Source organism: Rhodoferax lithotrophicus, from assembly GCF_019973615.1.
Classification (GTDB): Bacteria; Pseudomonadota; Gammaproteobacteria; order Burkholderiales; family Burkholderiaceae_C; genus Rhodoferax; species Rhodoferax lithotrophicus.
The window spans coordinates 740045-763828 of the sequence record NZ_AP024238.1 but is presented as its reverse complement, the minus strand read 5'-3'; the positions used below and the strand labels follow the sequence as shown (position 1 = coordinate 763828).

The window sequence follows — 23784 nt, the reverse complement described above, 5'->3', positions numbered from 1 at the left end:
TGTGTCCGCGTTTTGCTCTATGGCTGCTGTTAAATCCGATTGGCGTACAAGGCCTTGAATTTCCTTGACCTTAAACAACTGCAGGGCATTGGCCTGCCCCCAGAAGTGGGAACAAACGGGTTCTTGCCGCAAAGGTTTCAATAAACCCACCATGGCCATCCTTCCAACGACGGCGCTTTTGCACCTGGGCCCGACTTGCCGCGGTCTTTGGCGTTTTCGGAGCAGCAGACCCAGGCGTTGGTGAGGTGGTTCATTGAGAGATTCCCTATTGGCTCGTGGTGTCGAGCGTAATTTCTGCAATTTCTTTCTGCCAATCCTAGGCTGACAGGTGTCATCCGTCTGTCCGTAGAACTAGTGACAAGCGGGTTCCAGATATGTGGCACTATGTCTGCCCAAGTCGAATACTCACGTTTTGCCGGATGAGCGTGAACATCCATCCAACCTATCTTTATGCCGCACTCCCCACGCAACACCCACAGCCCCCTGATTCGTGTGGTTCTGGTAGAAGACGATGTCAATTTTCAGAATGCCTTGAAAGAGGCCATTCAGGCAACATCGGATATGACACTGTTGAGCATTGCTGGCACTCGGACTCAAGGGTTGCAGATGATTGATGAGTTGGCTGTCGATGTGTTGCTGGTCGATTTGGGCTTGCCCGATGGTTCTGGCATTGATGTGATTCGGGCAGCGCACACCAAGCAACCTGAGTGCAACATCATGGTCAGCACCACCTTTGGTGACGAAGCACATGTCATGGCATCGCTGGAAGCGGGTGCGTCCGGCTACTTGCTCAAAGACAGCGAACCACAAATGATGGTGTTCGAAATTCGCAGCCTGTACGCAGGTGGCAGTCCGATCAGCCCGCTGATTGCGCGGCAAATTTTGAAACGCTTTCGGAATGTCGGCATTTCGACAACACCCCACTTTGAACCCGCCGCCAAACAGAGCTGCGCATTGTCCGCGCGCGAAAAAGAAGTGCTGGAATTCATTACCAAGGGTTTTACCTCGGACGAGATCGCTGCACTGATGTCCGTCTCGCGTCAAACCATATTGACCTTTGTGCGGCGCATTTACGCCAAACTGGAAGTGAATTCGAAGACAGAGGCCATTTTTGAAGCTCGTCATCAAGGCCTGTTGCCCCGCTAACCGTGTGCTGCCGGTATCCAGACTTGCCTGACAAAGACACCACCGCAATATGAAACGTAATCCACTACGCCTAGCCGAGGATCGCATTCTGGTAGAGCAGTTGCGACTGGTGCTGGGCAATGTGGGCAGCTCGGTGATCCCGGCTTTTTTGGCGGCCATCCTGATGTTGTGGGTGCTGTCCAATGCAGATAACCAGGTGGGATTGGCGCTGTGGTGTGTGGTGGTCATCCTGTCCAAACTGGGCTGTTACTTCCATGCGCGTTACCACCTGAGCACGGGCATTACCTTCGGGCAGGCGCACCGCCTTGTTGGGCAACTGATGTTCCTCAACGCGCTGGACGCGGCGATCTGGTCTGCACTGTGCTGGGTCACGCTGGACACGGTGAGCATGACGGGCAGAAGCCTTGTTTTTGCCGTGCTCACCGGCATTGCCGGCAGCTCCATGTCACTGCTGGCACCGGTACTTCCGCTGTTTGTGGTGTTTATCCTCGCTGAGTTGCTGGTGGTCGTCTCCAAACTTTTTCTGATGGGTGACGGGTCATATGACGCGCTGGGTCTAGCCAGCATTTTGTATGGGGTGACCCTGATTGGGCAGGCGCGCAACAGTGCTCAGGCGGCCAGTGTGGCCGTTGTCCTGCGTTTTGAGTTGGCCGACAGCCATGCCCGCCTGCGCGAGATCGAGCAACGTCAAACACTGGCACAAGAGCGTCAGCGACTGATGCAGGACATGCACGACGGACTGGGCTCCTCGCTCGTCAGCGCATTGAGGGTGGTGGAACACGGAAGACTGGACGAGATAGAGGTTGCGCAGGTGCTCAAGGGGTGTATCGACGACCTCAAACTGGCCATCGACTCCATGGAGCCGGTCGAGGCCGATGTACTGCTGTTGCTGGCAACACTGCGCTTTCGTCTGGGGCCGCGTCTGGCGAGTTCGGGGATTACATTACGTTGGGATGTCAAAAATGTGCCCCCGCTGGAGTGGCTTGATCCTAAAAACGCGCTGCACATTTTGCGCATCCTGCAGGAAGCTTTTACCAACATCATCAAACACACACATGCCAGCGAGATTCGTGTTGCAACGAGGGTTGATCCCGGCTGGGTCGCCGTCATGATTACCGACAACGGCTCAGGCTTTGTGGTTGAAGATGCCCTCCAACGTGGCGGTGGCAAGGGCTTGTTCAATCAATTGAGTAGGGCCGCGTCCATCGGGGCTGAACTGCTTTGGAATTCAAGCCCGGCTGGCACCTGTCTGACCCTGCGCCTGCCACTTCAGCGTGGGAACATGAATGCCACATAGTCACGGTCGAAAATGTTGATTTCTATCGTAAGGAGTCTCAAAAACACTCGTTCTCCAGCTGATCCAGCCAGGCCAACCCGGTGGTATCACCACAGTCTTACAACAACTCCCGTATCTGTTTCACAAAACTGGCCAGCAGCAATCAGATGTTCTTCTTGCCCTGCAGCAGCTTGGCCTTGTCAGACGGGCTGTAGTGGTCAAAGTGCCCTTGCGCGGCGGCGACGCGGCGGTGCGCCATACGAATGGCTTCGATCTTGCCGGCCGGGGCCAGGGGCGAAACGCATTTTTCCAGCTCGGTGCTACCGCATTTCGGGCAGGTGGGAACGGTGTCCGAGCGCACCAGCGTCTCAAAAGGGTGGCCGCAGGCTTTGCAGTTGTAGTCGTAAATGGGCATGGTGATCTCCTGGGGGATTCAAGCAGGGTCGGCACAGCGCTCGGTCGGTGAGGCGCAGCCTTCCAGTGTGCGGGGAGATGCAGGGTTCGTGCCAAGGCCTACCCAGGCATCCACCGCCGCGGTATCAAAGCCAACATGGCGTGTGCCGTTGTCAGTGCGCTGCATCAGTGGGCGACGGATCAACAGCGGCTCGGCCATCAATAAAGCCAGCGCCGCATCACGCTCCAGCATGTCGGGCTGGACTTCACCACTTTTGATACGCGGCGCGGCGCGGTTGAACCAGTCTGGCACAGGCAGCGGGGCCAGAAAAGCCAGCAGGCTCTGCGCCGTCCAATGGGCGGTGAGCAGGTTGCGCTGCTCCAGCGTGTGACCAGCGGCAACAAGGGCGGCCCGCTGGCGGGCATTGCCGCCACAGCCGGGTTTTTCAAAAAAGACAAGATGGGTCATACAACAGCCTCTCAATGAACGGTAGACAGTTCGGCCTGGCGGCAGGTGGCCGCACGTAGCAGCTTCAGGCACTCCACGCTGGCAGCCATGTCCAGCGCACTGAAGTCGTCTTGCGACAGCAGGTGCGGATTGGCACCCAGATCCAGCAGCGTGGCCACCACAGTGTGTTTGCCCGACGATGCGCCATACATCAGCGCAGTCGCTTGCACCCGATTGGCATGGTCAATGGGCACACCCGCCGCCACCAGTTGGCGAATCAGCTGCGGCTCACCGTGGACACAGGCCAGCCACAGGGCGTTGTTGCCATCGTGGTTGAGCGCATCCAGCGGCACGCCCAGCTGCAGTAGCACCTTCACCATATCCCCTGCCCCACGCCAGGCGGCGTGCATCAGAGGGGTATTGCCATGCGGGCCAGGGGCCTCGGGCCGGGTGGGATCAAAGCCTTCGGCACTCAGCCAGCTGGCCAGCGCAAGGGGGATGTGTTTGGAGCTTGTTTCAGCCATGTTCAATTCTTTCTGTCTGGCGACAGGTGGGCATAAGGTGGCTCGGTGGTGATGCGGGCATCAAGCCAAGGCACACCAACGGTGAAGTGGTAGACAGATTGCAGCGGTGCGCTGGCGGCGAGCTCTGGCAGACCCAGCATCTGGTGCAGGGCATCGTCAAAAAAGCAGCCGATGCCGGTGCCACGCAGGCCCAGGGCTTCTGCCTCCAGGTACAACACTTGGCCGATCAACCCCGCCTCTTGAAAGCGTGCACGGTAGGCGGCAGGGTCAGGCAGCGGGTTGAATTCGGCCAGCAGGGCAAAGCCCAGAATGGCATCGGAGCCCAGCGCCTGGTGGCAGTTCAGGGTGCGCAGGGTACCGGCCAAGGCCGGGTTTTCGCTGACACACAGCAGCGGGGCATCGGCTGGGGCGCCGGGCACGGGGTGCAGCGTCAGTTCTGCGGGCAAGGCTTGGCGCAGCACAGTGGCCCCGGCCAGACTGCGCGGCAGCAGGTAGGCCCCGGGTGTCAGGCCATCCACCCGGTGGGCGAACAGCAGCACATGCACCTGGGGCTGGGCTGGCCCGGCATCAAAGGGAATCTGCGCCGGGTGCAGCGCCCGCAGCAGCAGCCAGAGCTGTTCCTGCGGCATGCGGGCACGGGCCTCAAAACGTTGGGCGCTGCGGCGCTGGCGGATCAAGATGGCGGCGTTTTGGCTGCTGCGCGGCAAAATTTCGGAAAAAACAGGTGTTTTGGCCTGTTTTTCATGGTGTTTTTGGCCTCTAGTGCTTATGGATAATGCGCAAGCAGCTACTGAATCAATAGCATTTATTCGACTTGCCACTGCCACCTCGTCGATGACTGGCCAGCGGTACATGGGGTGGCGATCCAGGCGGTTGGGGCTGCCGTGCCAAGTGACGGGGGTGGGCCAGTCGAGTGGGCGGGTTTGCTCAGTGGCGCAGGGGCCGGGCAGGATTTCAAACAGCAGCTCGGGCTCTTCGCGTTCGGCCTGGTCGAAGTCTGCCGTGCGATCCAGCCCCAGCAGGCTGGCCAACTCGGCGCTGGTACACGCCACCGCCTGCACCTGCCAACCCAGCGCGGCGGCGGCGTAGCGCAGCGCACCGATGGCGTGGCCGACATCGAGCTGGCAGTAGCGAAAAGCACGTTCGCCGTATTTCCAGGCCTCTCGCCACAGGATGCTGGTGAGGGCCAGCAGGACACGGGGGCTGGCTTGGCTGACCGGCGTGACGCTGGCACGCAGCTCCAGCGCATGTTCACGCGGGGCGTAGTGGTGCACGCCGTCGACCACACCGGTCACCCCCTGGCACAGCAACCAGGCTTCCGTGGGGTGCAGGTTGCCGCTGGAGGGGTTGACCCGCAGCGCCCAGCGATCCGGGCCATATTGTTTCCAGGCCGACAGCGCAAAGCTCAATTCAAACAACAGGCCGATGGCCTCAAGGTTCATCGGGTGGGGTGGCACACGGCCGGGCTCAAACAGATCGGCCCAGGGCGTGGTCAACTCGTCAGCCTGGAGGGCAAGCGCCGTCAGAGGTGCACCCACGTAGCGGCGAAACGGGTCGGGCTGGGCATCCCAGTCCAGCGTGTCAGGGCCAGCGGCATAGGCTGTGAGCTGGTGTTTGGTGCGCTCGTGGTAAGACTGGACGGTGGCCATAGGGCACTCGCCAGGGGTGGTTTCAGGCATGGCCGGACTCCTTGACACTCTGCGTCAGGGCCAACAGGCCGCTGGTCTGCGTGGTGATGGCCTGAACAGTAGCAGGTTGCAGCCGACGCAACCAGTGCTGGGGCAGTTTGGCTGCGCCGCATTGGGCCCCTGCGAGCATGCCGACCAACGCACCGGTGGTGTCGGCATCGTCACCCTGGTTGACGGTGGCAATCAGCGCGGCCTCAAAGTCGTTGTGCAACGTCAGGTAATGCAGCACGGTTTGTACCGTGTCCACCACATAGGCAGTGGCGTAGCCGCGGTACGGCGTAAACTGAAAAGCCGGGTTGTCCGTGACCCATTGCACCGCCCACTGCTGGCAGGCCGCGTGGCTCATGCCGTTGAGCAATGCCACCAGCAGCCGCCCCAGGCCCAAGGTGGCGGCATCAGACAGCGGGTGGTGGTGGGTCAGATGCGCCTGAGCAATGGACAGGCGCTCCAACGCCGCATCATCTCCCAGCGTGGCCAGCACGGCGGGCAGGTTGCGCATCAGTGCACCGTTGCCACCATCACCCGGGCTGTAAGCCCCTTCGAGCGTGCCTTCGCGCAGATAACGCGTAATGCCACGGCGGCAGGTGTTGCCACAGTCCACCGGTTTGCTTTTGAACCAGCGCACATACGCATCACCGATGTGGCGAATCAGTGTGTCGTCACCCTGGGCATGCTGGCGAAGGGCCTGGCTGCCGCCTTGCAACAGGGCATCCCCCAGGGCCAGGCTCATGGTGGTGTCGTCGGTCACCTGGCCACGTGCCAGCCGGAGCCAGCCACCGCCAATGATGTCGCGGTGTACGCCATAGCGGGCAGCAATCTCGCGCGGGCGCATGAATTCCACCGTGGCACCCAGCGCATCTCCAATGGCAAACCCCAGGTAGGCTCCCAGGGCGCGGTCGTACAAGTTATTCATAGCGTGCCATCACCTCATAGTCGCCACCCAGCGCAATCACTTCCTGCTCCCCCTGCAACACCTGGCCGGGCAACAGATTGGGAAACACCAGCACTTTGCAGATCGGCACCTGCACCTCAAACACCCAGTCGCCAAAACAGGAGGCTTCTTCAGGGGACAAGCTGAACGACACAATATTGTTCAGCCGCACGGTGCAATGTCGGCTTTGCAGGGTTCCGGCCAGGATTTGCTCTTCACAGCGGTTGCTGCCACGCCACAGGCGCAGATGCTGCGGGGTAGTGGTGGGCAAGGGTGTGTAGCGGCGCAAGGCCCATTGGCAGAATTCAAACAGCAGATCCAGCTGCTGGTGAATGTTGTTATTGTTGTAACGGCTGGCGGCTTTTTCTTGCAGATAAGCCACCCAGGCCGGGGATGGAAAACGCGCCAGTGGCGCTTTGTGAAAGCTCGGTACCAGGCCAAAACGGCTCTCGACCCAGCCCTTTAAGACGGCACCCGCCGGGCCATTGGCATCCATGCCCCAGCCTTGCAGCAGTTTGCGCCAACTGCTGCGCCAGCGCCGCTGCTCGGCCCGGCCCAGGCTGCTGAGTTCATGGGCTTCGGGCTTGCGCAAGCCAAAGGCAATGCTGAGGTAGTGGACAAACATGTCATGCGCCTCCACCAGGTCATGGCTGCTTTCCAGCAAGCTGAACAAGCCCGGGTGTGACTCGCAGACCCCGGCAATGTGCAATGGTGCGGGATGGGCGTTGAACGCGGTGCTGGCCAGCAAGGGTGCGGGCACGCCCACCAGGTTGGTGGCGTACCAGCGGCTTGGCTGGTCAAGCTCGTCGTTCATGAGCGCTGGATCACACAGGGCGATTTTCGTTCGGGTTGCGTACGGGGCCCATCAAGGCCAGGCCTTCTTCGTAGGTGATGACATCAAAGGTCACATCAAACTTGAGCGCCGCATTGGCCACGGCATCGAGCTTGCCGGCGGTGTCTTTCTTTTTCAGGTCGTTCTTTTCCAGGTAGAGCAGATCCAGCATCTCGTTGTACACGGTCGACTCAAGAATCGGCAGCACATAGAACATCGCGCCCTTGTAAGGCACCTGGTATTTTTTCGACAAGTCGATGTTGTCGCAGAACAGGAAGTATTTGCCACCGGCACTCAGGGTGTCGCCCAGCACTTCAGCCACGTCCTTGAGGTATTCAAAGCTCAGCAGGTAACCGGCAAAAAAGGGCAGGTGCTTCTCACCCACATTGGCCACAGCCATGGCTTGTTGGCACAACAGTTCCGGCGGACGGGCTTCGTCGGCCAGCTTGGGGGCAAAGCGCAGGGCAAGTTCACCACGAAAACCGACACGGCCAGGTACGCCGGTCAGGGCTTTGTGCAAGGGGTTGAGCAAGCGGCCTTCGCTCTCAAGCCGGGCCAGCGCGGTGTCGTCGATCTCTTTCAGAGCGAGGGTAGCAGTCATGAAAATTCCTTTGTGGTGGTTGAAACAGTGAATGGAAGCCTGTCCCTCTATCTGCAATGACCGTACCAGGCCAAAACCGGGCAGCTGACGCGGTAAATCCGACACAAACAGGTCTTGGCCAGGGTGAATCAAGGGATGTTTGCGACACCTCACCCAGTTTTGTCGGGAAGCGTACAAAGTTACAAAACGGTTCTGGCTGTCATTGCCAAGTCAAACTTTATTTGTAAGCAATTTTGGCCTATGATGCTTTTATTTGTTGCGATTGATGCTATTAAATTTATATTAATTCTCGTGACTTCCAGGAGTTTGAATTCGCCCCCGTTGGGTCTAATGCATGCCAGTTGCCATCAACCCGGCGCGTAAACGCCCCGTCCCTTATGAACTTCCGAATATTCAGATGCAGGCCTGAGTAACTCCCGCAATACAATTTCAGAGGCGCAACTTTTGCTCGTTACGCAACCGGTCAGAATCGCCGGTATACGCATGTATAACGATTGAGGCCAATCAGGCTTTGCTTCAGTTTCATACCTGCATTGAAAAATGCTGCACAACCGTTTTCAAACGCCAGCCGCTAGATGTAACCGACCCGAGGTCAATGCGTGAAATCAAATAACTGCACTGAGAGCGTTGAAGGTAGGCAACTGGACATCATCCAGCGAATCGGCGGCATCGGCTATTGGGAATATGATCCGGCAGAGCGGGCGATTTTTCTGCCCGAGGCTTCGCAGGGGCTTCTGGCCAGCATTACCGGGAGTCCTGTTAATGCTTGGGCCTCTTTTATGCAAGCCTTGGGCAATGATGGTCGTGAACGTCTTCAAGCGGTTCTCGATCAGGCCACGGCCAACCATTTGTCATTTCAGGTGGATCTTCAATTAATTGGTAGCGATGGCAGACCCGCTTGCCTTGCGTTTCGTGGTGCCCAGGTCGATTTGGCACCAGGTTTGCTCGGGCTTGCAGGCACTTTTAGCGATATCTCGGAGGAAAAACGGCGCGAAGCCGATCACTGCCGGATCAATGCGCAATTGCAGGCGCAGCTTGATGGGCAACTCGCTAGCATGGCTATTGAGCGCAGCCTGGTTGCTAAAACAATCAGTGATCATGAGGCGCATTTCATTCTGCTGACCGAAGATGTAGCCGATGTAGTCTGGAAAGCTGATAGCAGTCTGCACATGACCTACATCAGCCCTGTTGACCAGCGGCTGCGCGGCTACAGGGCCGACGAGGTGCTGGGGCGACACATGTTTGAAATGTTGACCGAAGAGGGTATTGCGACCGTTCTACAAATAATGGCACAGAGACGACAGGCCGAGCTGGACGGCAAGGCGGATGAATCTATAACCTTCGAGGTGCAGCATCGCTGCAAGGACGGGCGGCTGCTGTGGGGCGAGGTGCAATCCAGACCGGTGCGCGATGCAAATGGAGTAATTACCGGCTACCACGGAATCACCAGGGAAACCACTGAACGCCGACAACTCGAAGATCAGGTGCGGGAACTCGCGTTTTATGACCCGCTGACCAAACTACCCAACCGTCGCCTGCTGGGCGACCGTTTGAATCAATCCATCGTCGCTAGCCAGCGTAAAGATAGTCATTGTGCGCTGATGGTGCTTGATCTGGACAACTTCAAGCCGCTCAATGACGCACACGGGCATCTGGTAGGTGATTTGTTGTTGATCGAAGCCGCCCATCGATTGAAGAGCTGTGTGCGCGAAATCGACACTGTGGCACGCTTCGGCGGAGATGAGTTTGTGGTGCTGATAAGCGACCTCAGTGCAAACCGGCCGGAAGCGATGGAGCAGGCAGGTGTTGTCGCCGAGAAAATTCGTATCTGCCTGTCAGCCCCCTATCTGCTTAAGGTAAAACATCCGTCACAAACACCTGAGACGGTGGCCCATCGTTCTTCGGCCAGCATCGGCGCGGTAATTTACCTGGGCCAGCAAGCCAACCCGGAAGAGATTTTTAAATGGGCTGATGCCGCCATGTACCAAGCCAAGGAAGCCGGTCGTAATGCGATTCGGTTTTATGACGAGGGGTAGTTTTGCTGAAATCCAAAAACCATGATCAGAACGCACTTCCATCGGGTTGATTTGATTCCAGAAACTGATTCATAAATCACAGTGCAGCAAACGGCAGGGTTGGTGAGCAACCGAACTGAAATTCCAGCTACCTGCCACTCACAAACGCTACACAAAAAATCAAATTGGCCTATAGCGCTTATATAGCTTGCATAAAGTGCTATGTTTTTTATTGCATAGTCTACCCATTGACTCCCCCTGACTCCACAACCAGCCCCGCATCACCCACCGCCAAAGCCGCTGGGTGAATCAGCGGGCGGTATCCCATGGCGTTTTTGCAGCCCAAGCGGACGACAAATGCGACACGAGAAAAAGCTTTGTAAGGAAGCCAACAAACGCCAAAACAGCTTTGCTTTATTCGCGTAACTAATTGATTTTATTGAAAAAATATAAATCATTGAGCTGACATTGAGAGGTGATTTCAGCATGGCACGGAAGCTGCAATGAACAGGATGCGGGACACAAGTCCGGCCGACGTGAACCTAAAAGAAGAAGACCCACAGGCACGAAAGCTGACCCAGTCGCGGCAACGCAAGCTTGGTTCTTAACTTTCCTTTTTATTGGAGTACTGAAATGGCAAAACTTCGGCAAATCGCCTTCTACGGCAAAGGTGGCATCGGCAAATCAACCACCTCCCAAAACACCCTGGCAGCGTTGTCTGATCTGGGTCAAAAGATCCTGATCGTTGGCTGCGACCCCAAGGCCGACTCCACCCGCTTGATTCTGCACGCAAAGGCTCAGGACACCATTTTGTCCTTGGCTGCTGAAGCCGGCTCGGTGGAGGATCTCGAGCTGGAAGACGTGATGAAAATTGGTTACAAAAACATCCGTTGCGTGGAATCCGGTGGCCCAGAGCCAGGAGTTGGTTGCGCTGGCCGCGGTGTGATCACTTCGATCAACTTCTTGGAAGAAAACGGCGCTTATGACGGCGTGGACTATGTGTCTTACGACGTGTTGGGTGACGTGGTGTGTGGTGGCTTTGCTATGCCCATCCGCGAAAACAAGGCGCAAGAAATTTACATCGTGATGTCTGGCGAAATGATGGCCATGTACGCCGCCAACAACATCTCCAAGGGCATTTTGAAATACGCCAACTCGGGTGGTGTGCGTCTGGGTGGCTTGGTGTGTAACGAGCGCCAGACCGACAAGGAACTCGAACTGGCCACCGAACTGGCTGGCATGCTGGGCAGCAAGCTGATCCACTTTGTGCCACGCGACAACATCGTGCAACACGCCGAACTGCGCCGTATGACCGTGATCGAGTTTGCACCTGATTCCAAGCAAGCTGCTGAATACCGCACGCTGGCCCAGAAAGTGCACAACAACGCTGGCAACGGCACGATTCCTACCCCCATCACCATGGATCAGCTCGAAGACATGCTGATGGAATTCGGCATCATGGATCAGATCGACGAATCACAAGTCGGCAAGAAAGCTGCTGAACTGGCAGCGGCCTAAGAGGTACACGGCCCGATCTGGTTTGTCAAAAAGATTGACCAGGCCGGGCTAAGTACCAGTTCATACATTTACCTACTGGAGTTCCCAATGACTGCCGTTGTTGAAGATCGCAAGGCCGCGAATAAGGCCCTGATTGACGAAGTGTTAAAGGCCTATCCCGAGAAGATGGCGAAGAGACGCGCCAAACACTTGGGTGTTTTCGAAGAAGGCAAGCCCGACTGCGGCGTCAAATCCAATATCAAATCACTTCCTGGCGTGATGACCATTCGTGGTTGCGCCTACGCTGGCTCCAAAGGCGTGGTGTGGGGCCCGATCAAAGACATGGTGCACATCAGCCATGGTCCAGTAGGTTGCGGCCAGTATTCCTGGGCGAATCGCCGTAACTATTACATCGGCACCACCGGCATCGACACCTTCGTGACGATGCAGTTCACCTCTGACTTCCAAGAGAAAGACATCGTCTTTGGTGGTGACAAGAAACTCGACAAGATCATTGATGAAATCCAGGAATTGTTCCCGCTGAACAAAGGTATCTCGATCCAGTCTGAATGCCCGATTGGTTTGATCGGTGACGACATCGAAGCCGTGTCCAAGAAAAAGAGCAAAGAGCACGAAGGTCACACCATCGTGCCAGTGCGCTGCGAAGGTTTCCGTGGGGTCAGCCAATCGCTCGGCCACCATTTGGCCAACGATGCAATTCGTGACTGGGTGCTGGACAAAGCAGATACCGGCAAGAACCCCACCTTTGTGTCCACCCCTTATGACGTAGCCATCATTGGTGACTACAACATCGGTGGTGATGCCTGGTCCAGCCGCATCTTGCTCGAAGAAATGGGCTTGCGCGTGATTTCACAATGGTCTGGCGACGGTACGCTGGCCGAAATGGAAAACACACCCAAAGCCAAGCTCAATGTGCTGCACTGCTACCGTTCCATGAACTACATCAGCCGCCACATGGAAGAAAAGTTTGGTATTCCATGGGTGGAGTACAACTTCTTCGGCCCGACCATGATCGAGAAGAGCTTGCGCGAAATCGCCAGTCACTTTGACGACACCATCAAGGCCAAGGCCGAAGAAGTGATTGCCAAATACAAGCCACTCATGCAAGCCGTGATTGACAAGTACAAACCACGCCTGCAAGGCAAGACCGTGATGCTGTACATCGGTGGCCTGCGCCCCCGCCACGTGATTGGTGCTTACGAAGACCTGGGCATGGTCGTGGTCGGTACCGGCTACGAGTTCGGCCACAACGACGACTACCAGCGGACCACCCACTACATCAAGGATGCCACGCTGATTTATGACGACGTGACCGGCTACGAGTTTGAACACTTTGTCGATTCCGTCAAGCCCGACTTGGTGGGCTCAGGGATCAAGGAAAAGTACGTGTTCCAGAAAATGGGCGTGCCGTTCCGCCAGATGCACAGCTGGGATTATTCCGGCCCGTACCACGGTTATGACGGTTTTGCCATCTTTGCCCGTGACATGGACATGGCCATTTCCAGCCCCATCTGGGCCTTGACAAAGGCTCCCTGGAAAAAAGCTGCCTGAAACCCTTTGGTCGGTGTACCGGCCAGTTTTATTGTGTAACGAGGTGAGCGCCTGAGGGTGCTCACATCACCCACCTACTTTTGGAGCCCGTCATGCCTCAATCAGCCGACAAAGTCATCGATCATGAAATGCTGTTCCGTGAGCCTGAATACCAGGACATGTTGAGCAATAAAAAACAATTCGAATTGAAACATTCCGACGAGAAGATCACTTCTATCGTCGAATGGACCAAGACCGAAGACTACAAACAAAAGAACTTTGCCCGTGATTCACTCACCGTGAACCCGGCCAAAGCCTGCCAACCTTTGGGCGCGGTGTTTGCCGCCAACGGCTTTGCCAAAACACTGAGTTTTGTGCACGGCAGCCAGGGTTGCGTCGCTTACTACCGCGCACACTTTTCGCGCCACTTCAAAGAGCCTACCTCCTGTGTCAGCTCGTCCATGACCGAAGACGCCGCAGTGTTTGGCGGCCTGAACAACATGGTGGACGGCTTGGCCAATGCCTACAGCCTGTACAAACCTGACATGATTGCCGTGTCGACCACCTGCATGGCCGAGGTGATTGGTGACGACGTGGATGCCTTCATCAAGACCAGCAAGCAAAAAGGCAGCATTCCCGAAGAGTTTGACGTGCCGTTTGCCCACACCCCTGCCTTCGTGGGTAGCCACATTACCGGTTATGACAATGCCCTGATGGGTGTGTTGCGCCATTTCTGGGACGGCAAGGCCAAGACCACCGAACCATTGGTGCGTGTGCCCAACGACAGCATCAACTTCATTGGCGGTTTTGACGGCTTTGTAGTGGGCAACATGCGCGAAATCCGCCGCATTTTTGATTTGTTTGGTGTTCAGGTCAACATCATTTGTGACCCCTCGGAAAGCTGGAACACACCGACCGATGGCGAGTTCCGCATGTACGCTGGCGGCACCACCAAAGAAGAAGTTGTGGCCGCTTTGCATGCCAAAGCCACCATCATCTTCCAGGAATTCAGCTGCGAAAAAACTGCCAAGTTCATCGCCGAGCACGGCCAGGAAGTGGTGACCATGAACGCCCCCATGGGTGTGGCTGGTACTGACAAGTTCCTCATGGAAATCTCCCGCCTGACGGGCAAACCTATCCCTGCCGCACTGGAAAAAGAGCGCGGTGAACTGGTGGATGCCATGACCGACAGCCAGGCCCATTTACATGGCAAGCGTTATGCCCTGTATGGTGACCCTGATCAAATGCTGGGTTACGCCGCGTTCCTGATGGAGCTGGGGGCAGAGCCCACCCACATCGTGTCCACCAATGGTGGCAAAGAGTGGGAAGTGAAGGTGCAGGCCTTGCTTGACTCCACTCCTTACGGCAAAGGCTGTAAGGTCTACCCCAAACGTGATCTGTGGCACTTGCGCTCGCTGCTGTTCACCGAACCGGTTGACTTTCTCATTGGCAACACCTATGGCAAGTTCCTGGAACGTGACACCAAAACACCGCTGGTGCGCCTGGTGTTCCCGATCCATGACCGCCACCACTATCACCGTTACGCCACCTGGGGCTACAACGGTTCGATGCGTGTGCTGGTGATGTTGTTGGATGAGTTCTTTGAGGCCCTTGATGCCAACACCATGGAAATCGCCAAAACCGACTACAGCTACGACATCGTTCGCTAATGTCATGACCGGGCCAGGGTTTCCACCCTGGCCTTTTTTGTATCACCCACTCCCTCTTATTCGAGTCCATCATGGCCAATGTCACTTTTAGCTCACCCCGTATGAAGAAAGACGTGACGGTGTACGCCGTTGCAGGCGATACCAAAACCTTGCTCGCTGTGGCCAAGGCCAACAGCGTGCCCCTGGAGTCTGAATGCGAAAACGGTGAATGCGGATCCTGCCAGGTACAGGTGTCCGTACTCTCAGGCAATACCCCTATCGGAGTTGCACTGACCGAGAAAGAAAAATTGGTGCTGAAGTTGGCTGGCAAGATCACTGCCCAGCAAATCGAAGATGCCGAAACCAAAGACCTGCCCCCACCATGGCGTCTGGCGTGCCAAATGGTGGTACGTGATGAGGATATTCTGGTCAAGTTTTAAGCGAACAAGCCACCTGCATCAAGACTATGCAGGATGGTCACAAGCTTGTTGTCCCTCGCCACAGGGAGGACACTATTTCAAACCTTGGTCTATTGGGAGCATGCCGTGATCTATGTGCTGGAACTTCCTGAAAACGGTGCCCCGCGCGCTTGGTTCGCCTACGACGATGAGGACTTTTCGCGCAAGGTGGCGGCCAGTGATCCTCTTGAGTCGTGGGAAATTCATGACGACGTGACGGCACTTGGTTTGCTGAATGACGTGGGTCACCCAGTGGCAGATGCCACGGCACGCGAACAATTTCCAGCCATTTGTGCGCTGGGTGACGAACATGGCTGGCACACACCGCTGTACCGCGCCGACTACGTGCTCGGTCGTGGTGTGTTCCGCACAGCTCCGGTGGAGGATCGGGCTGCCTTTTCGGCAGCTTTGGCGGCACGTGCCGGCAACTGCTGTATCTACTGGAATGAACGCGAAGCCGTGGGGGCCTTCGAGGGCGGCGACCCGCGCATCGCTGGCAAGGAACATTGGCGGGCCAGACATGCCCTCTTTGAGCAGCTGGTGGCACTGGAAGTGCTGTCAGACGACCAGTGAAAGCCTCCAGCCACAGCGGTAGATGAACAGGTGTTCCTGTGGATAGGCAGGACATCAATTTGACATATTGCGTCGTTATGGTCACGGTATCCAACAGGAGTTACCGTGATGACAGCCATCCATATCCATGCCCTTAACAAGACATTTCAAAGTGGCCGCAAGGCACTTCATGACGTTCATTTAGATATCCAGACCGGTGAAATGGTGGCCCTGATTGGGGCCTCTGGATCGGGAAAATCAACCTTGCTCAGACACATGGCGGGGTTGATGAGCGGTGACAGCTCGGTCTCGGGATGGATCGAGATCCATGGCAAGACGGTTCAGAAAAATGGAAAAATCGCATCTGATATCCGGCAAATTCGGGCGGGTGTCGGCTTTGTTTTCCAGCAATTTAATCTGGTGGATCGACTCCCGGTAATTGTGAATGTGCTGGCCGGCACCTTGCACCGTGTGCCGTTGTGGCGCAGTCTGCTGCGCTGGTTCACAGCCACCGAACTGGCCTGCGGCGTGGACGCACTCAAGCGTGTAGGTATTGCCGAATGCTGCCACCAGCGGGCCTCTACGCTGTCGGGTGGACAACAGCAGCGGGCAGCCATCGCCCGTGCCATGGTGCAAGGAGCCAAAGTCATTTTGGCCGACGAACCCATTGCGTCACTCGATCCCGAGTCTTCCCGCAAGGTGATGGACATCCTGGCCCAGGTGAACCGCGAAGATCAATGCACCGTGGTGGTGTCACTACATCAGGTCAACGTGGCCATCAAATACTGCCCACGCACTGTCGCCCTGCACCATGGCCGGGTGGTCTATGACGGACCCTCGGTGGCGCTGACCCCGGCTTTGCTGCGAGAGCTTTACGGTGCTGAGGCTGACGACATCTTGTCTTTGGGTGACCACATCACCAGCCTGCAGGACAAACCCATCCGCGTGGTGCCCTCGCCAGCATGGCAACCACCGATGGCCATCGCAGCCTGAAGCATTCAACCCATTCCCCCTTACTCTTTTTTTAATCCATCTTAAGGAAATCACATGTTGAAAAAATTACTCACGGGTTTGACAGCAGCGGTGGCCATGGCCACCACACCAGTCACAGCACAGGAACTTAAAGAGCTCAATTTCGGCATCATCTCCACCGAATCGTCGCAAAACCTCAAGTCAGACTGGCAACCGATTCTGGACGACATGAGCAAAAAAACCGGCATGAAAGTCAATCCATTTTTTGCATCGGACTACGCCGGCATCATCGAAGGCATGCGCTTCAACAAAGTGCATGTAGCCTGATTTGGCAACAAGTCTGCCATGGAAGCGGTTGACCGCGCAGGTGGTGAAGTGTTTGCCCAAATGGTCAACGCCGATGGAACACAAGGCTACTACTCACACCTGATCGTGCACAAAGACAGCCCGCTCAAGTCGCTCGACGACATGCTGCAACAAGGTAAAAACCTGTCTTTTGGCAATGGTGACCCAAACTCGACCTCCGGTTTTCTCGTGCCCAGCTATTACGTGTTTGCCCAGAACAAGATTGATGCCAAGACCTTCTTCAAGCTCACCCGCAGCGCCAATCATGAATCCAACGCACTGGCCGTAGCCAACAAACAAGTGGATGTCGCCACCAACAACAGCGAGAACCTGGACAAACTCAAAGGCAAACTGCCAGAAAAGTTTAATGACATCCGCGTCATCTGGACCTCGCCGCTGATTCCACTAGATCCACTGGTGATTCGCAAAGACCTGCCTGAGGCCACCAAAACCAAGGTACGTGACTTCTTTTATGCCTATGGCAAAAATAGTCCACAAGAAAAGGACAACCTGTTCAAGTTATCCAAGCTCTCTGGTTTCAAAGCCTCCACCAACGCGCAACTCACACCTATTCGCCAATTGGAACTCTTCAAAGTCCGCAACAAGTTTGAGGCCGATGCCACACTGGCCGCTGCAGACAAACAAACCAAACTGGCAGAGATCGACAAGCAGTTGGCCGCACTGGGCAAGGTGCAGTGATGTGGCAGGCACCTCAACCCAGGTTTCATTTTTTTGAGGTGCAAGCATGAGCGCCCCCGTGAGTACCCAGACGATGTCCACTGTGCCAACCCTGCCATCACCTCGCGCAAGCCTGACGGGCTTAATGGCCTGGGGCGTGTTGCTGGCTTTGCTGGCGGGCTCCTGGAATGGGGCCGACATGCGGCCCTTTGATCTGCTACGCGACGCGGGCAACATGGCCACGTATGCCGCAGACTTTTTCCCGCCCAAATTTGCAGACTGGCGGTTGTACCTTCAAGAGATGGTCATCACCGTGCAAATTGCACTGTGGGGCACCGGGCTGGCGGTGGTGTTTGCCGTGCCGCTGGGATTGTTGTCGTCCTCCAACATCACGCCGTGGTGGATTCACCAACCTATTCGCCGCCTGATGGATGCAGCTCGCGCCATCAACGAGATGGTGTTTGCGATGTTGTTCATTGTGGCGGTGGGTTTGGGCCCTTTTGCCGGGGTACTGGCACTGTTTGTACACACCACAGGTATTCTGGCCAAACTATTTTCCGAAGCCGTGGAGTCGATTGATGCCCAGCCGGTGGAGGGCATACGTGCCACAGGAGCCAATGCACTGGAAGAAATTGTCTACGGCATCATTCCACAGGTGCTGCCGCTGTGGATTTCGTATTCGCTGTACCGGTTTGAATCGAACGTGCGCTCCGCCTCGGTGGTCGGCATGGTTGGTGCAGGTGGCATTGGCGTGATTCTGTGGGAAATCATTCGTGGTTTTCAGTACGCCGAAACCTGCGCGGTGATGATCATCATTGTTGTGACAGTCACCGTGATTGATGTGATCTCCGCCCGCATCAGGAAATCGCTGATCTGAACGCCTCGTTTCCACGTGTTTAATCAAACAACTCCTTCCAAATAGACTTCTTCTCTCTGTAATCATGATGTTTATCATGATGACTGTCTCTGTGTGAATAACGCGGGTCATACTGTGCAGGCATCGGCGTGGCGATGGGTTGACGCACGGCTTGGGCAACGGGTGCAGACTCGCGAGCACTGCGATCAATGATTTTGTCGAGCTCGCCGCGGTCCAGCCAGACCCCGCGGCATTGCGGGCAATAGTCAATCTCGATGTTCAGGCGCTCGGTCATGAGCAGATCGGTGGTGGTGCAAATGGGGCATTTCATACATTTCTCCAAGGTGAATAAAGGGTTGGTTAATCTTCTTCGTGCTCGCGCCCATCCCGGCCGCCACCCTCACCACGCCCACGGATGTCGTGTTCATTGGCACTGCGATGGCACTCCACACAATCTTCATACTTGCTAATGCCTTCTTTGATGTGCTTGCGGCGGATGTTGTCTGGCGTGTGTTCATGGCAGCTGTAACAGGTAAAGCGGCTGTAGTCGTTGCGTACATGACAGGTCACACAACTGGCGTTGTGGTCCGAGTCCAAGACAAAGTATTTGTTGTGGTCAAAGGTGGCTGGAGTCCATTGGTTCTGGTTGTGACATTGCAAACAATTGCCGGTGATTTGTTTGTGCAGTCCATCCACCGGTGTCTTGTGACAGTTCTGGCACTGATTACGCGTTGTCGTTTTCAGCAAGCTGTGATCAAACTTCCGCTGTCTTGCAAACCGCTTAACCCCCGCGTGGTCGCTATGGCATGCAACACAGTCCTGGCTGTTCAGTTCCTGATGAAAGGCGGTTTTGGTGGACGGCTTTTTCAGTGGCATGCCCTGGGTGGTTCGTCGTCCAATATCCGCAGAAATATGGCAGCTGACGCAGCGCCCGGAGTTGACCCCTGTTAACGGCGCATGACAGGCAAAACAGTCGCCCTCCAGCGCCTTGTGTGCTGGAATCAGTTGGCCCGGTCCGACCATCAGTTCAGGATAAATGAAGGTGAGTGCCGCCAAGATCATCAGATTGCAGGCCAAAATGATTTTGAGTATCTTGCTCATACCCAGCCCCAGAACAGAAACACACTGACGATGTGTCCCAAAGCCAGCACGGCAAACACGATAAAGATCGGTATGTGCACCTTGCGCCATTGGGTCATGGCATCCACGGTAACCGCATCCCAGAACACCGCCTGGTCAATTTCCGGCTTGGACAAGCCACGCAACTGAAAGTGACTGCGCTGCCCTTGTATGTGCCGACGCGCTTGACTGAGCAGCATTTTCCCGACCAGCCCACTGATGACATTGATGCCCATGGCTGCGGTAGCCAACCATGGCAAGATGGCATTGAAGTGGACTCCGGCATGGATCAAGACCATGAGTGAGCCCAGCCAGGCACTGAATTCATGCAATTTCAGAAGCAACTTCGGATCACCGCCTGTCACGTATTTGCGTTTGCGTAACGAGTAGGTCAAAGACCCAATGATCAACACGGTGCCCAGTATGCCCAGATAACGGCCAATCCATACCAAATTGAACCAATGCAAAAGATAGTCGCCGGCCACCGCGGTCACACCCAGTGCACCGAGCAAAAGCGAAAAGGGGAGAACGTGCTCACGCCAGAGGGATTGGTTCATTTACAACTCCAGGGTGACATTGGTTTGGGGTGTGCAGACGCACATCAGACAGGTGCCCGGCTCTGGATCAAAGTCAGGTGGATTCTGATAGACCACCTCACCCGATTGAATGGTGGTTTGACAACTGCCGCACCCACCAGCCCGGCAACCCGATGGAATCGAAATGCCTTGTGCTTCAGCGAAATCCAGCAAGCTGCCGCAGCCTGCATGCCAAGGCACTTGTCGGCCAGATTGGCTGAAAGTCACGGTCACGGGTGAGCCTGACACTGCGGTCGGAATGGCCGAGTTGGCTGCTTGTACTGCGGTTTTGCGTTTCACCGAGGCGGGCCCAAAGGCCTCAAAGTGAATGTGCGCATCTGGCACGCCCCAATCTTCCAGCGCTGGAACCAGACTCTCCAGCATCGGTGTCGGGCCACAAATGTAGAAATGAAACGGCTTGAGTGGCAGCAGGCGGCGGAAAAGATCCACATGGATGCGCCCGTGGTGTTGGTAACTCTTCCCCAGCACCTCATGGGCATCCGGCTTGCTCAGACAAATGTTCAAGTGAAAATTGGGGTGTATATCGGCCATGGCTTCAAGGTGTGACCTCGCCATCAACTCAAGACCGCTGGACACACCATAAAAAAGCCAGATTTCCCGACCTGGTTGCGCTGCCAAAGCCCAGTTCAGCATACTCAGCATGGGCGTGATGCCAATCCCACCACCCACCAACACCACCGGCGTGTCACTGTGATCCAGGTAGAAATGTCCAGCAGGGGCACGCACCTTCAGCACGCTGCCAACGTGGATGGTTTCATGCCAATAATGCGATGCACGTCCTGGTGAAAACGCACTATTTTCAGGAGGATGCGCCAATTTGATGCTCACCCGATACCCATTGCTTCGCGGCGCATCCGAGAGTGAATAACAACGCGTCATGGACTCCATGCGTCCATCAGCCAAGGGGATATCGAGTTGAAACGTCAGGTACTGCCCCGGCAGGAAGGAGGGTAATACTTGCTCATCCTGCGGAACGAGGTAGAACGAGCAGATAGCCTGTGCTGCATCCTCGATCACTTTGTGCGTGACCCTGAACTCACGCCAGCCTGACCAGGCAGCAGCCAGGTTCTCAGTCGCAACCAGCTCCAGACCTGACTGGGCGGTTGAGTCACCGCTGGCGACGTTCAAACGCAATGACTGATAGTTCACCCAATGCTGTCCAAAACTTATTCCAAGGTAGATGAACAACTGCAGAAAGATGCCCCCCATGATCCACAAAAGCAGATTTAGCGAGGTCATATGGAAATTCCCATCAGGACCACAAGGTGGCAATACGCAGGCAAACCAACTGGTGGCATGGACCTCTCAAACACGGCGACTTCCTTTTACTTCTTGGCGAAGCAGAGCAAGCCTAACGCACAGCCCTTAAGGGTTTCTTATCGCAGCCATTCAGCTGCCAAGGCACTCAGACTACTCACAGCGTCAAGGCATTTGCCCGGTCAACACTCACCACTGGCAACAAAAGCGCGGCCCGCAAATAATCCACCAACTGAAGCCCGGCATCGGCCAATTCACCTTGGTTGAGGATCGTGCAGTGTGCATGCAGCTTGGGTATCTGCGCGTTGCGCGCCAGCCGATGCGCCATTTCCTGAGGCGACTCGCGGCTGCGTTGTGCCAGTCGCTGAGCCAAGTGCTGGGCATCCGCCTCAATATGCACCACGCGCACCCGTTGCGACACAGAAATTGCATGAACGTGCTCACGCGAACCATTCACCACCACCACACGGCCGGCAGCCACCGCGGCGGCATAGTCCGCATGAATGCCATAACCAAAGCCATGCGCATGCCATTGCCAGGCCAGGCCATCGGTAACGGCCAGGTGTGCAAATTGTTCCGCTGACACCGGGTCATGGTCTGAACCCTGGTGCGTCGCACGAGTGATCATGCGCCGGGCAAACACGACTTCTTCACAGCCGTGCAGCCGCTCTGCGGCCCAGCGCATCACACTGTCTTTGCCAGCCCCCGAAGGGCCACACACAAATACCCACAACCCGCTCATGCGGACAACTCCACATCGGCAATTCTTTTGAACGGCGACCCCGGTGCCGGTTCCATGAACAGGCATAAACGGTCCAGCACCAGCGGAGCGACGGCATTCAGGTGCGCAACGGGCTCTTGCACCGCCTGAATCACCCGTTGTTGTGTGGGCAGATCAACCACCCCGGTCAAGCTGAAATGGAAACAAAAACGTTCCAGCACATAGGGGTAGCCGTAGCGGTGCAGCAGCTCCAGCTCACGCGTGTCAAGCAGCTCCCTTTTGCGGCGCGCCAAATCCTGCTCCGTCAGGGGCGCGCGCAAATCATCCAGCCCCACCACACAGCATTGCGCCAAAGCCGCCAATCCGGCAGGCTCCGCGGCAGGGATCAGCGCCACAAATGGCCCCAGACTCTGCACCTGCAAGGGCCCCAGCGGCACCGGAGCCAGACTGGCGGCCAGCGCCTGGGTGCGGGTGATCAAGTCCTCGGCCGTCTGGCATCCAGCCAGACGAAACGGTGCTTTCAGCGTCGCGTGAAAGCCATAACGGCATGGCTCCATGGTGATGCGCTGCTGTTCATCGAGACTCAGTGATGGAAACCCGGTGGCCAACAAGGGCGTGCTGTCAAACTCATCACGTCCCAGCCAACGGCTGCCCAATACCCACCAAGGCGACTCTTTGGCAGGAGCGAAATAAATGGCATAACGCTGGCTCATGCATCCCCCGCAGAATTGACGACCAATTGAACCCGGTCTCCACAAAACACGGTTTCACCGTATTTGATCGGGCAGCCCTCCATATCCACATCCAGACATTCCACACACAGCAGCGGCCGGGTAGTGGTTTGTTTAAGCAAGCGGGCGCTTTCCTCGCTGGGCATTTGGGTGGTGATGCGGCTGTGCTGGCGCACATAGTCCTGCACACCAAAATGCTTCAGGATGTCGGTAGTGCGGCGACCATCGTTGAGCATGTCAAGCAAACCCGTAAAACGCTGCGCCGGGTAGTAGGCTGTGGCCAGGCCGATGGGCTGGTCGTTGGCTTCGTCCAGCATTTCCACCATCAAGACGCTGCCCCCCTGAACCAGTTTCAATTCTTTGGCGGCGCGTTCAGGTGCGGCCATTTCACGGGCGGTGAGCAATTGTTTGCTGGGCAGCAGCCCCTGGCGCATCAGGTTTTCGCTGAAGCGGGTGCGCCTGGAGAGGGCGTAGTCCAGCAACTCGTGCTGCACAAACATGCCACGGCCCGCTTCCACGCGCACCAGGCCATCACTTTGCAGGGCCGCCACGGCTTGTCGCAAGGTGTGGCGGTTCACGCCAAAACGGGCCGACAGCTCAACCTCTCCTGGCAAGCGGCCAGTCCCTGAATAGGCTCGGTTACGAATCTCGGCGCTCAGCGTGTCGGCGATTTGCCGCCACACGGTCACGCCACTACGCCGTCCTGGGCCATGTGTCATAAGTTGTGCGAATGTCATTGAGAGTCCTGTGTGAGCCTTGCGGCGTGAAATCCGGGTCAGGCAGCGACTTTAGTGGCTGATTTAGACATCTGTATGACAGTCACACACCCTCTACGAGGGTGTATTTACCCTTATTGTCGTTTTATATAGAAAAATGGACTGTAGCGCTTATCAAAAAAGCGTAAGCAGCTATCAAAAACATAGTTAAAAGTCTCTCAAAAACCACCAT

25 protein-coding genes and 1 pseudogene are annotated in these 23784 nt (G+C 56.3%); 11 read left to right on the top strand and 15 right to left on the bottom strand.

What is annotated here, in order from left to right:
* Nucleotides 1–137: 137 nt before the first annotated feature.
* Nucleotides 138–254 (bottom strand): ESPR-type extended signal peptide-containing protein, encoded by a 117-nt coding sequence (locus tag LDN84_RS22845; RefSeq protein WP_255610453.1) that lies wholly within the window; start codon nucleotides 252–254, stop codon nucleotides 138–140.
* A 196-nt stretch (nucleotides 255–450) separates the two neighbouring features.
* On the opposite strand from LDN84_RS22845, the gene LDN84_RS03575 reads away from it, so the two are divergent.
* Both LDN84_RS03575 and LDN84_RS23150 read left to right on the top strand, forming a co-directional pair.
* Entirely contained in the window at nucleotides 451–1146 is a 696-nt protein-coding gene (locus LDN84_RS03575; protein WP_223908346.1) for a response regulator, read from the top strand.
* Nucleotides 1147–1195: 49 nt separating this feature from the next.
* The gene (locus LDN84_RS23150) at nucleotides 1196–2443 is read left to right on the top strand and encodes a sensor histidine kinase (RefSeq protein WP_435405913.1); all 1248 of its coding nucleotides are present in this window, start codon (nucleotides 1196–1198) and stop codon (nucleotides 2441–2443) included.
* A 142-nt stretch (nucleotides 2444–2585) separates the two neighbouring features.
* On the opposite strand, the gene LDN84_RS03565 is transcribed toward LDN84_RS23150, so the two are convergent.
* The 7 genes from LDN84_RS03565 to LDN84_RS03535 are packed head-to-tail and all read right to left on the bottom strand — an operon-like array spanning nucleotide 2586 to nucleotide 7839.
* A complete protein-coding gene (locus LDN84_RS03565; protein WP_223908344.1) occupies nucleotides 2586–2837 on the bottom strand; it encodes an FmdB family zinc ribbon protein in 252 nt (83 codons plus the stop codon).
* 18 nt (nucleotides 2838–2855) lie between these two features.
* Nucleotides 2856–3284 carry a thioredoxin domain-containing protein gene (locus LDN84_RS03560; RefSeq protein WP_223908341.1) on the bottom strand — a complete coding sequence of 143 codons (429 nt, stop codon included), beginning with the start codon at nucleotides 3282–3284 and terminating at the stop codon, nucleotides 2856–2858.
* Nucleotides 3285–3295: 11 nt separating this feature from the next.
* Nucleotides 3296–3787 carry an ankyrin repeat domain-containing protein gene (locus tag LDN84_RS03555; RefSeq protein WP_223908339.1) on the bottom strand — a complete coding sequence of 164 codons (492 nt, stop codon included), beginning with the start codon at nucleotides 3785–3787 and terminating at the stop codon, nucleotides 3296–3298.
* A 2-nt stretch (nucleotides 3788–3789) separates the two neighbouring features.
* Nucleotides 3790–5466 (bottom strand): nitroreductase family protein, encoded by a 1677-nt coding sequence (locus LDN84_RS03550; RefSeq protein WP_223908336.1) that lies wholly within the window; start codon nucleotides 5464–5466, stop codon nucleotides 3790–3792.
* On the bottom strand, nucleotides 5459–6388 hold the full coding sequence (draG, locus tag LDN84_RS03545; protein WP_223908333.1) for an ADP-ribosyl-[dinitrogen reductase] hydrolase: 930 nt from the start codon (nucleotides 6386–6388) through the stop codon (nucleotides 5459–5461). The genes LDN84_RS03550 and draG overlap by 8 nt, the downstream gene beginning before the upstream one ends.
* A complete protein-coding gene (locus tag LDN84_RS03540; RefSeq protein ID WP_223908325.1) occupies nucleotides 6381–7220 on the bottom strand; it encodes an NAD(+)--dinitrogen-reductase ADP-D-ribosyltransferase in 840 nt (279 codons plus the stop codon). Before LDN84_RS03540 ends, draG begins: the two co-directional genes overlap by 8 nt.
* Nucleotides 7221–7230: 10 nt before the next feature.
* Nucleotides 7231–7839 carry a hypothetical protein gene (locus tag LDN84_RS03535; RefSeq protein WP_223908323.1) on the bottom strand — a complete coding sequence of 203 codons (609 nt, stop codon included), beginning with the start codon at nucleotides 7837–7839 and terminating at the stop codon, nucleotides 7231–7233.
* Nucleotides 7840–8438: 599 nt separating this feature from the next.
* Between LDN84_RS03535 and LDN84_RS03530 the strand changes: the two genes are divergently transcribed.
* The 9 genes and pseudogenes from LDN84_RS03530 (at nucleotide 8439) to phnE (ending at nucleotide 18433) form a co-directional block, all read left to right on the top strand.
* The gene (locus LDN84_RS03530; protein WP_223908314.1) at nucleotides 8439–9875 is read left to right on the top strand and encodes a sensor domain-containing diguanylate cyclase; all 1437 of its coding nucleotides are present in this window, start codon (nucleotides 8439–8441) and stop codon (nucleotides 9873–9875) included.
* 612 nt (nucleotides 9876–10487) lie between these two features.
* The gene (gene nifH, locus LDN84_RS03525) at nucleotides 10488–11372 is read left to right on the top strand and encodes a nitrogenase iron protein (RefSeq protein ID WP_223908305.1); all 885 of its coding nucleotides are present in this window, start codon (nucleotides 10488–10490) and stop codon (nucleotides 11370–11372) included.
* A gap of 87 nt (nucleotides 11373–11459) precedes the next feature.
* Nucleotides 11460–12923: a nitrogenase molybdenum-iron protein alpha chain gene (gene nifD, locus LDN84_RS03520; protein ID WP_223908299.1), complete on the top strand. Its 1464-nt coding sequence runs from the start codon at nucleotides 11460–11462 to the stop codon at nucleotides 12921–12923.
* A 92-nt stretch (nucleotides 12924–13015) separates the two neighbouring features.
* Nucleotides 13016–14572 (top strand): nitrogenase molybdenum-iron protein subunit beta, encoded by a 1557-nt coding sequence (nifK, locus tag LDN84_RS03515; RefSeq protein WP_223908296.1) that lies wholly within the window; start codon nucleotides 13016–13018, stop codon nucleotides 14570–14572.
* Between the two features lie 71 nt (nucleotides 14573–14643).
* Nucleotides 14644–14991 (top strand): 2Fe-2S iron-sulfur cluster-binding protein, encoded by a 348-nt coding sequence (locus LDN84_RS03510; protein ID WP_223908293.1) that lies wholly within the window; start codon nucleotides 14644–14646, stop codon nucleotides 14989–14991.
* Between the two features lie 105 nt (nucleotides 14992–15096).
* Nucleotides 15097–15582: a hypothetical protein gene (locus LDN84_RS03505; protein WP_223908285.1), complete on the top strand. Its 486-nt coding sequence runs from the start codon at nucleotides 15097–15099 to the stop codon at nucleotides 15580–15582.
* 105 nt (nucleotides 15583–15687) lie between these two features.
* Entirely contained in the window at nucleotides 15688–16554 is an 867-nt protein-coding gene (gene phnC / locus LDN84_RS03500; RefSeq protein WP_223908283.1) for a phosphonate ABC transporter ATP-binding protein, read from the top strand.
* A gap of 54 nt (nucleotides 16555–16608) precedes the next feature.
* A pseudogene (gene phnD / locus LDN84_RS03495) lies at nucleotides 16609–17577 on the top strand (phosphonate ABC transporter substrate-binding protein).
* Between the two features lie 73 nt (nucleotides 17578–17650).
* Nucleotides 17651–18433: a phosphonate ABC transporter, permease protein PhnE gene (phnE, locus tag LDN84_RS03490; protein ID WP_435405940.1), complete on the top strand. Its 783-nt coding sequence runs from the start codon at nucleotides 17651–17653 to the stop codon at nucleotides 18431–18433.
* Between the two features lie 19 nt (nucleotides 18434–18452).
* Here phnE and LDN84_RS03485 read toward each other — a convergent pair whose 3' ends face one another.
* From LDN84_RS03485 to phnF, 7 genes are all read right to left on the bottom strand, one after another.
* Nucleotides 18453–18743: a TFIIB-type zinc ribbon-containing protein gene (locus LDN84_RS03485; RefSeq protein ID WP_223908280.1), complete on the bottom strand. Its 291-nt coding sequence runs from the start codon at nucleotides 18741–18743 to the stop codon at nucleotides 18453–18455.
* A 29-nt stretch (nucleotides 18744–18772) separates the two neighbouring features.
* Nucleotides 18773–19513: a cytochrome c3 family protein gene (locus LDN84_RS03480; RefSeq protein WP_223908278.1), complete on the bottom strand. Its 741-nt coding sequence runs from the start codon at nucleotides 19511–19513 to the stop codon at nucleotides 18773–18775.
* Nucleotides 19510–20088: a hypothetical protein gene (locus tag LDN84_RS03475; RefSeq protein ID WP_223908276.1), complete on the bottom strand. Its 579-nt coding sequence runs from the start codon at nucleotides 20086–20088 to the stop codon at nucleotides 19510–19512. Before LDN84_RS03475 ends, LDN84_RS03480 begins: the two co-directional genes overlap by 4 nt.
* On the bottom strand, nucleotides 20089–21366 hold the full coding sequence (locus LDN84_RS03470) for a 2Fe-2S iron-sulfur cluster-binding protein (RefSeq protein WP_223908275.1): 1278 nt from the start codon (nucleotides 21364–21366) through the stop codon (nucleotides 20089–20091). It lies immediately after the preceding gene.
* Between the two features lie 175 nt (nucleotides 21367–21541).
* Nucleotides 21542–22126: a phosphonate metabolism protein/1,5-bisphosphokinase (PRPP-forming) PhnN gene (gene phnN / locus LDN84_RS03465; protein WP_223908273.1), complete on the bottom strand. Its 585-nt coding sequence runs from the start codon at nucleotides 22124–22126 to the stop codon at nucleotides 21542–21544.
* On the bottom strand, nucleotides 22123–22818 hold the full coding sequence (locus tag LDN84_RS03460) for a DUF1045 domain-containing protein (RefSeq protein ID WP_223908271.1): 696 nt from the start codon (nucleotides 22816–22818) through the stop codon (nucleotides 22123–22125). The genes phnN and LDN84_RS03460 overlap by 4 nt, the downstream gene beginning before the upstream one ends.
* Complete coding sequence (phnF, locus tag LDN84_RS03455; RefSeq protein ID WP_223908269.1) at nucleotides 22815–23573, bottom strand: phosphonate metabolism transcriptional regulator PhnF; 759 nt, start codon at nucleotides 23571–23573, stop codon at nucleotides 22815–22817. The genes LDN84_RS03460 and phnF overlap by 4 nt, the downstream gene beginning before the upstream one ends.
* Nucleotides 23574–23784 lie beyond the last annotated feature (211 nt).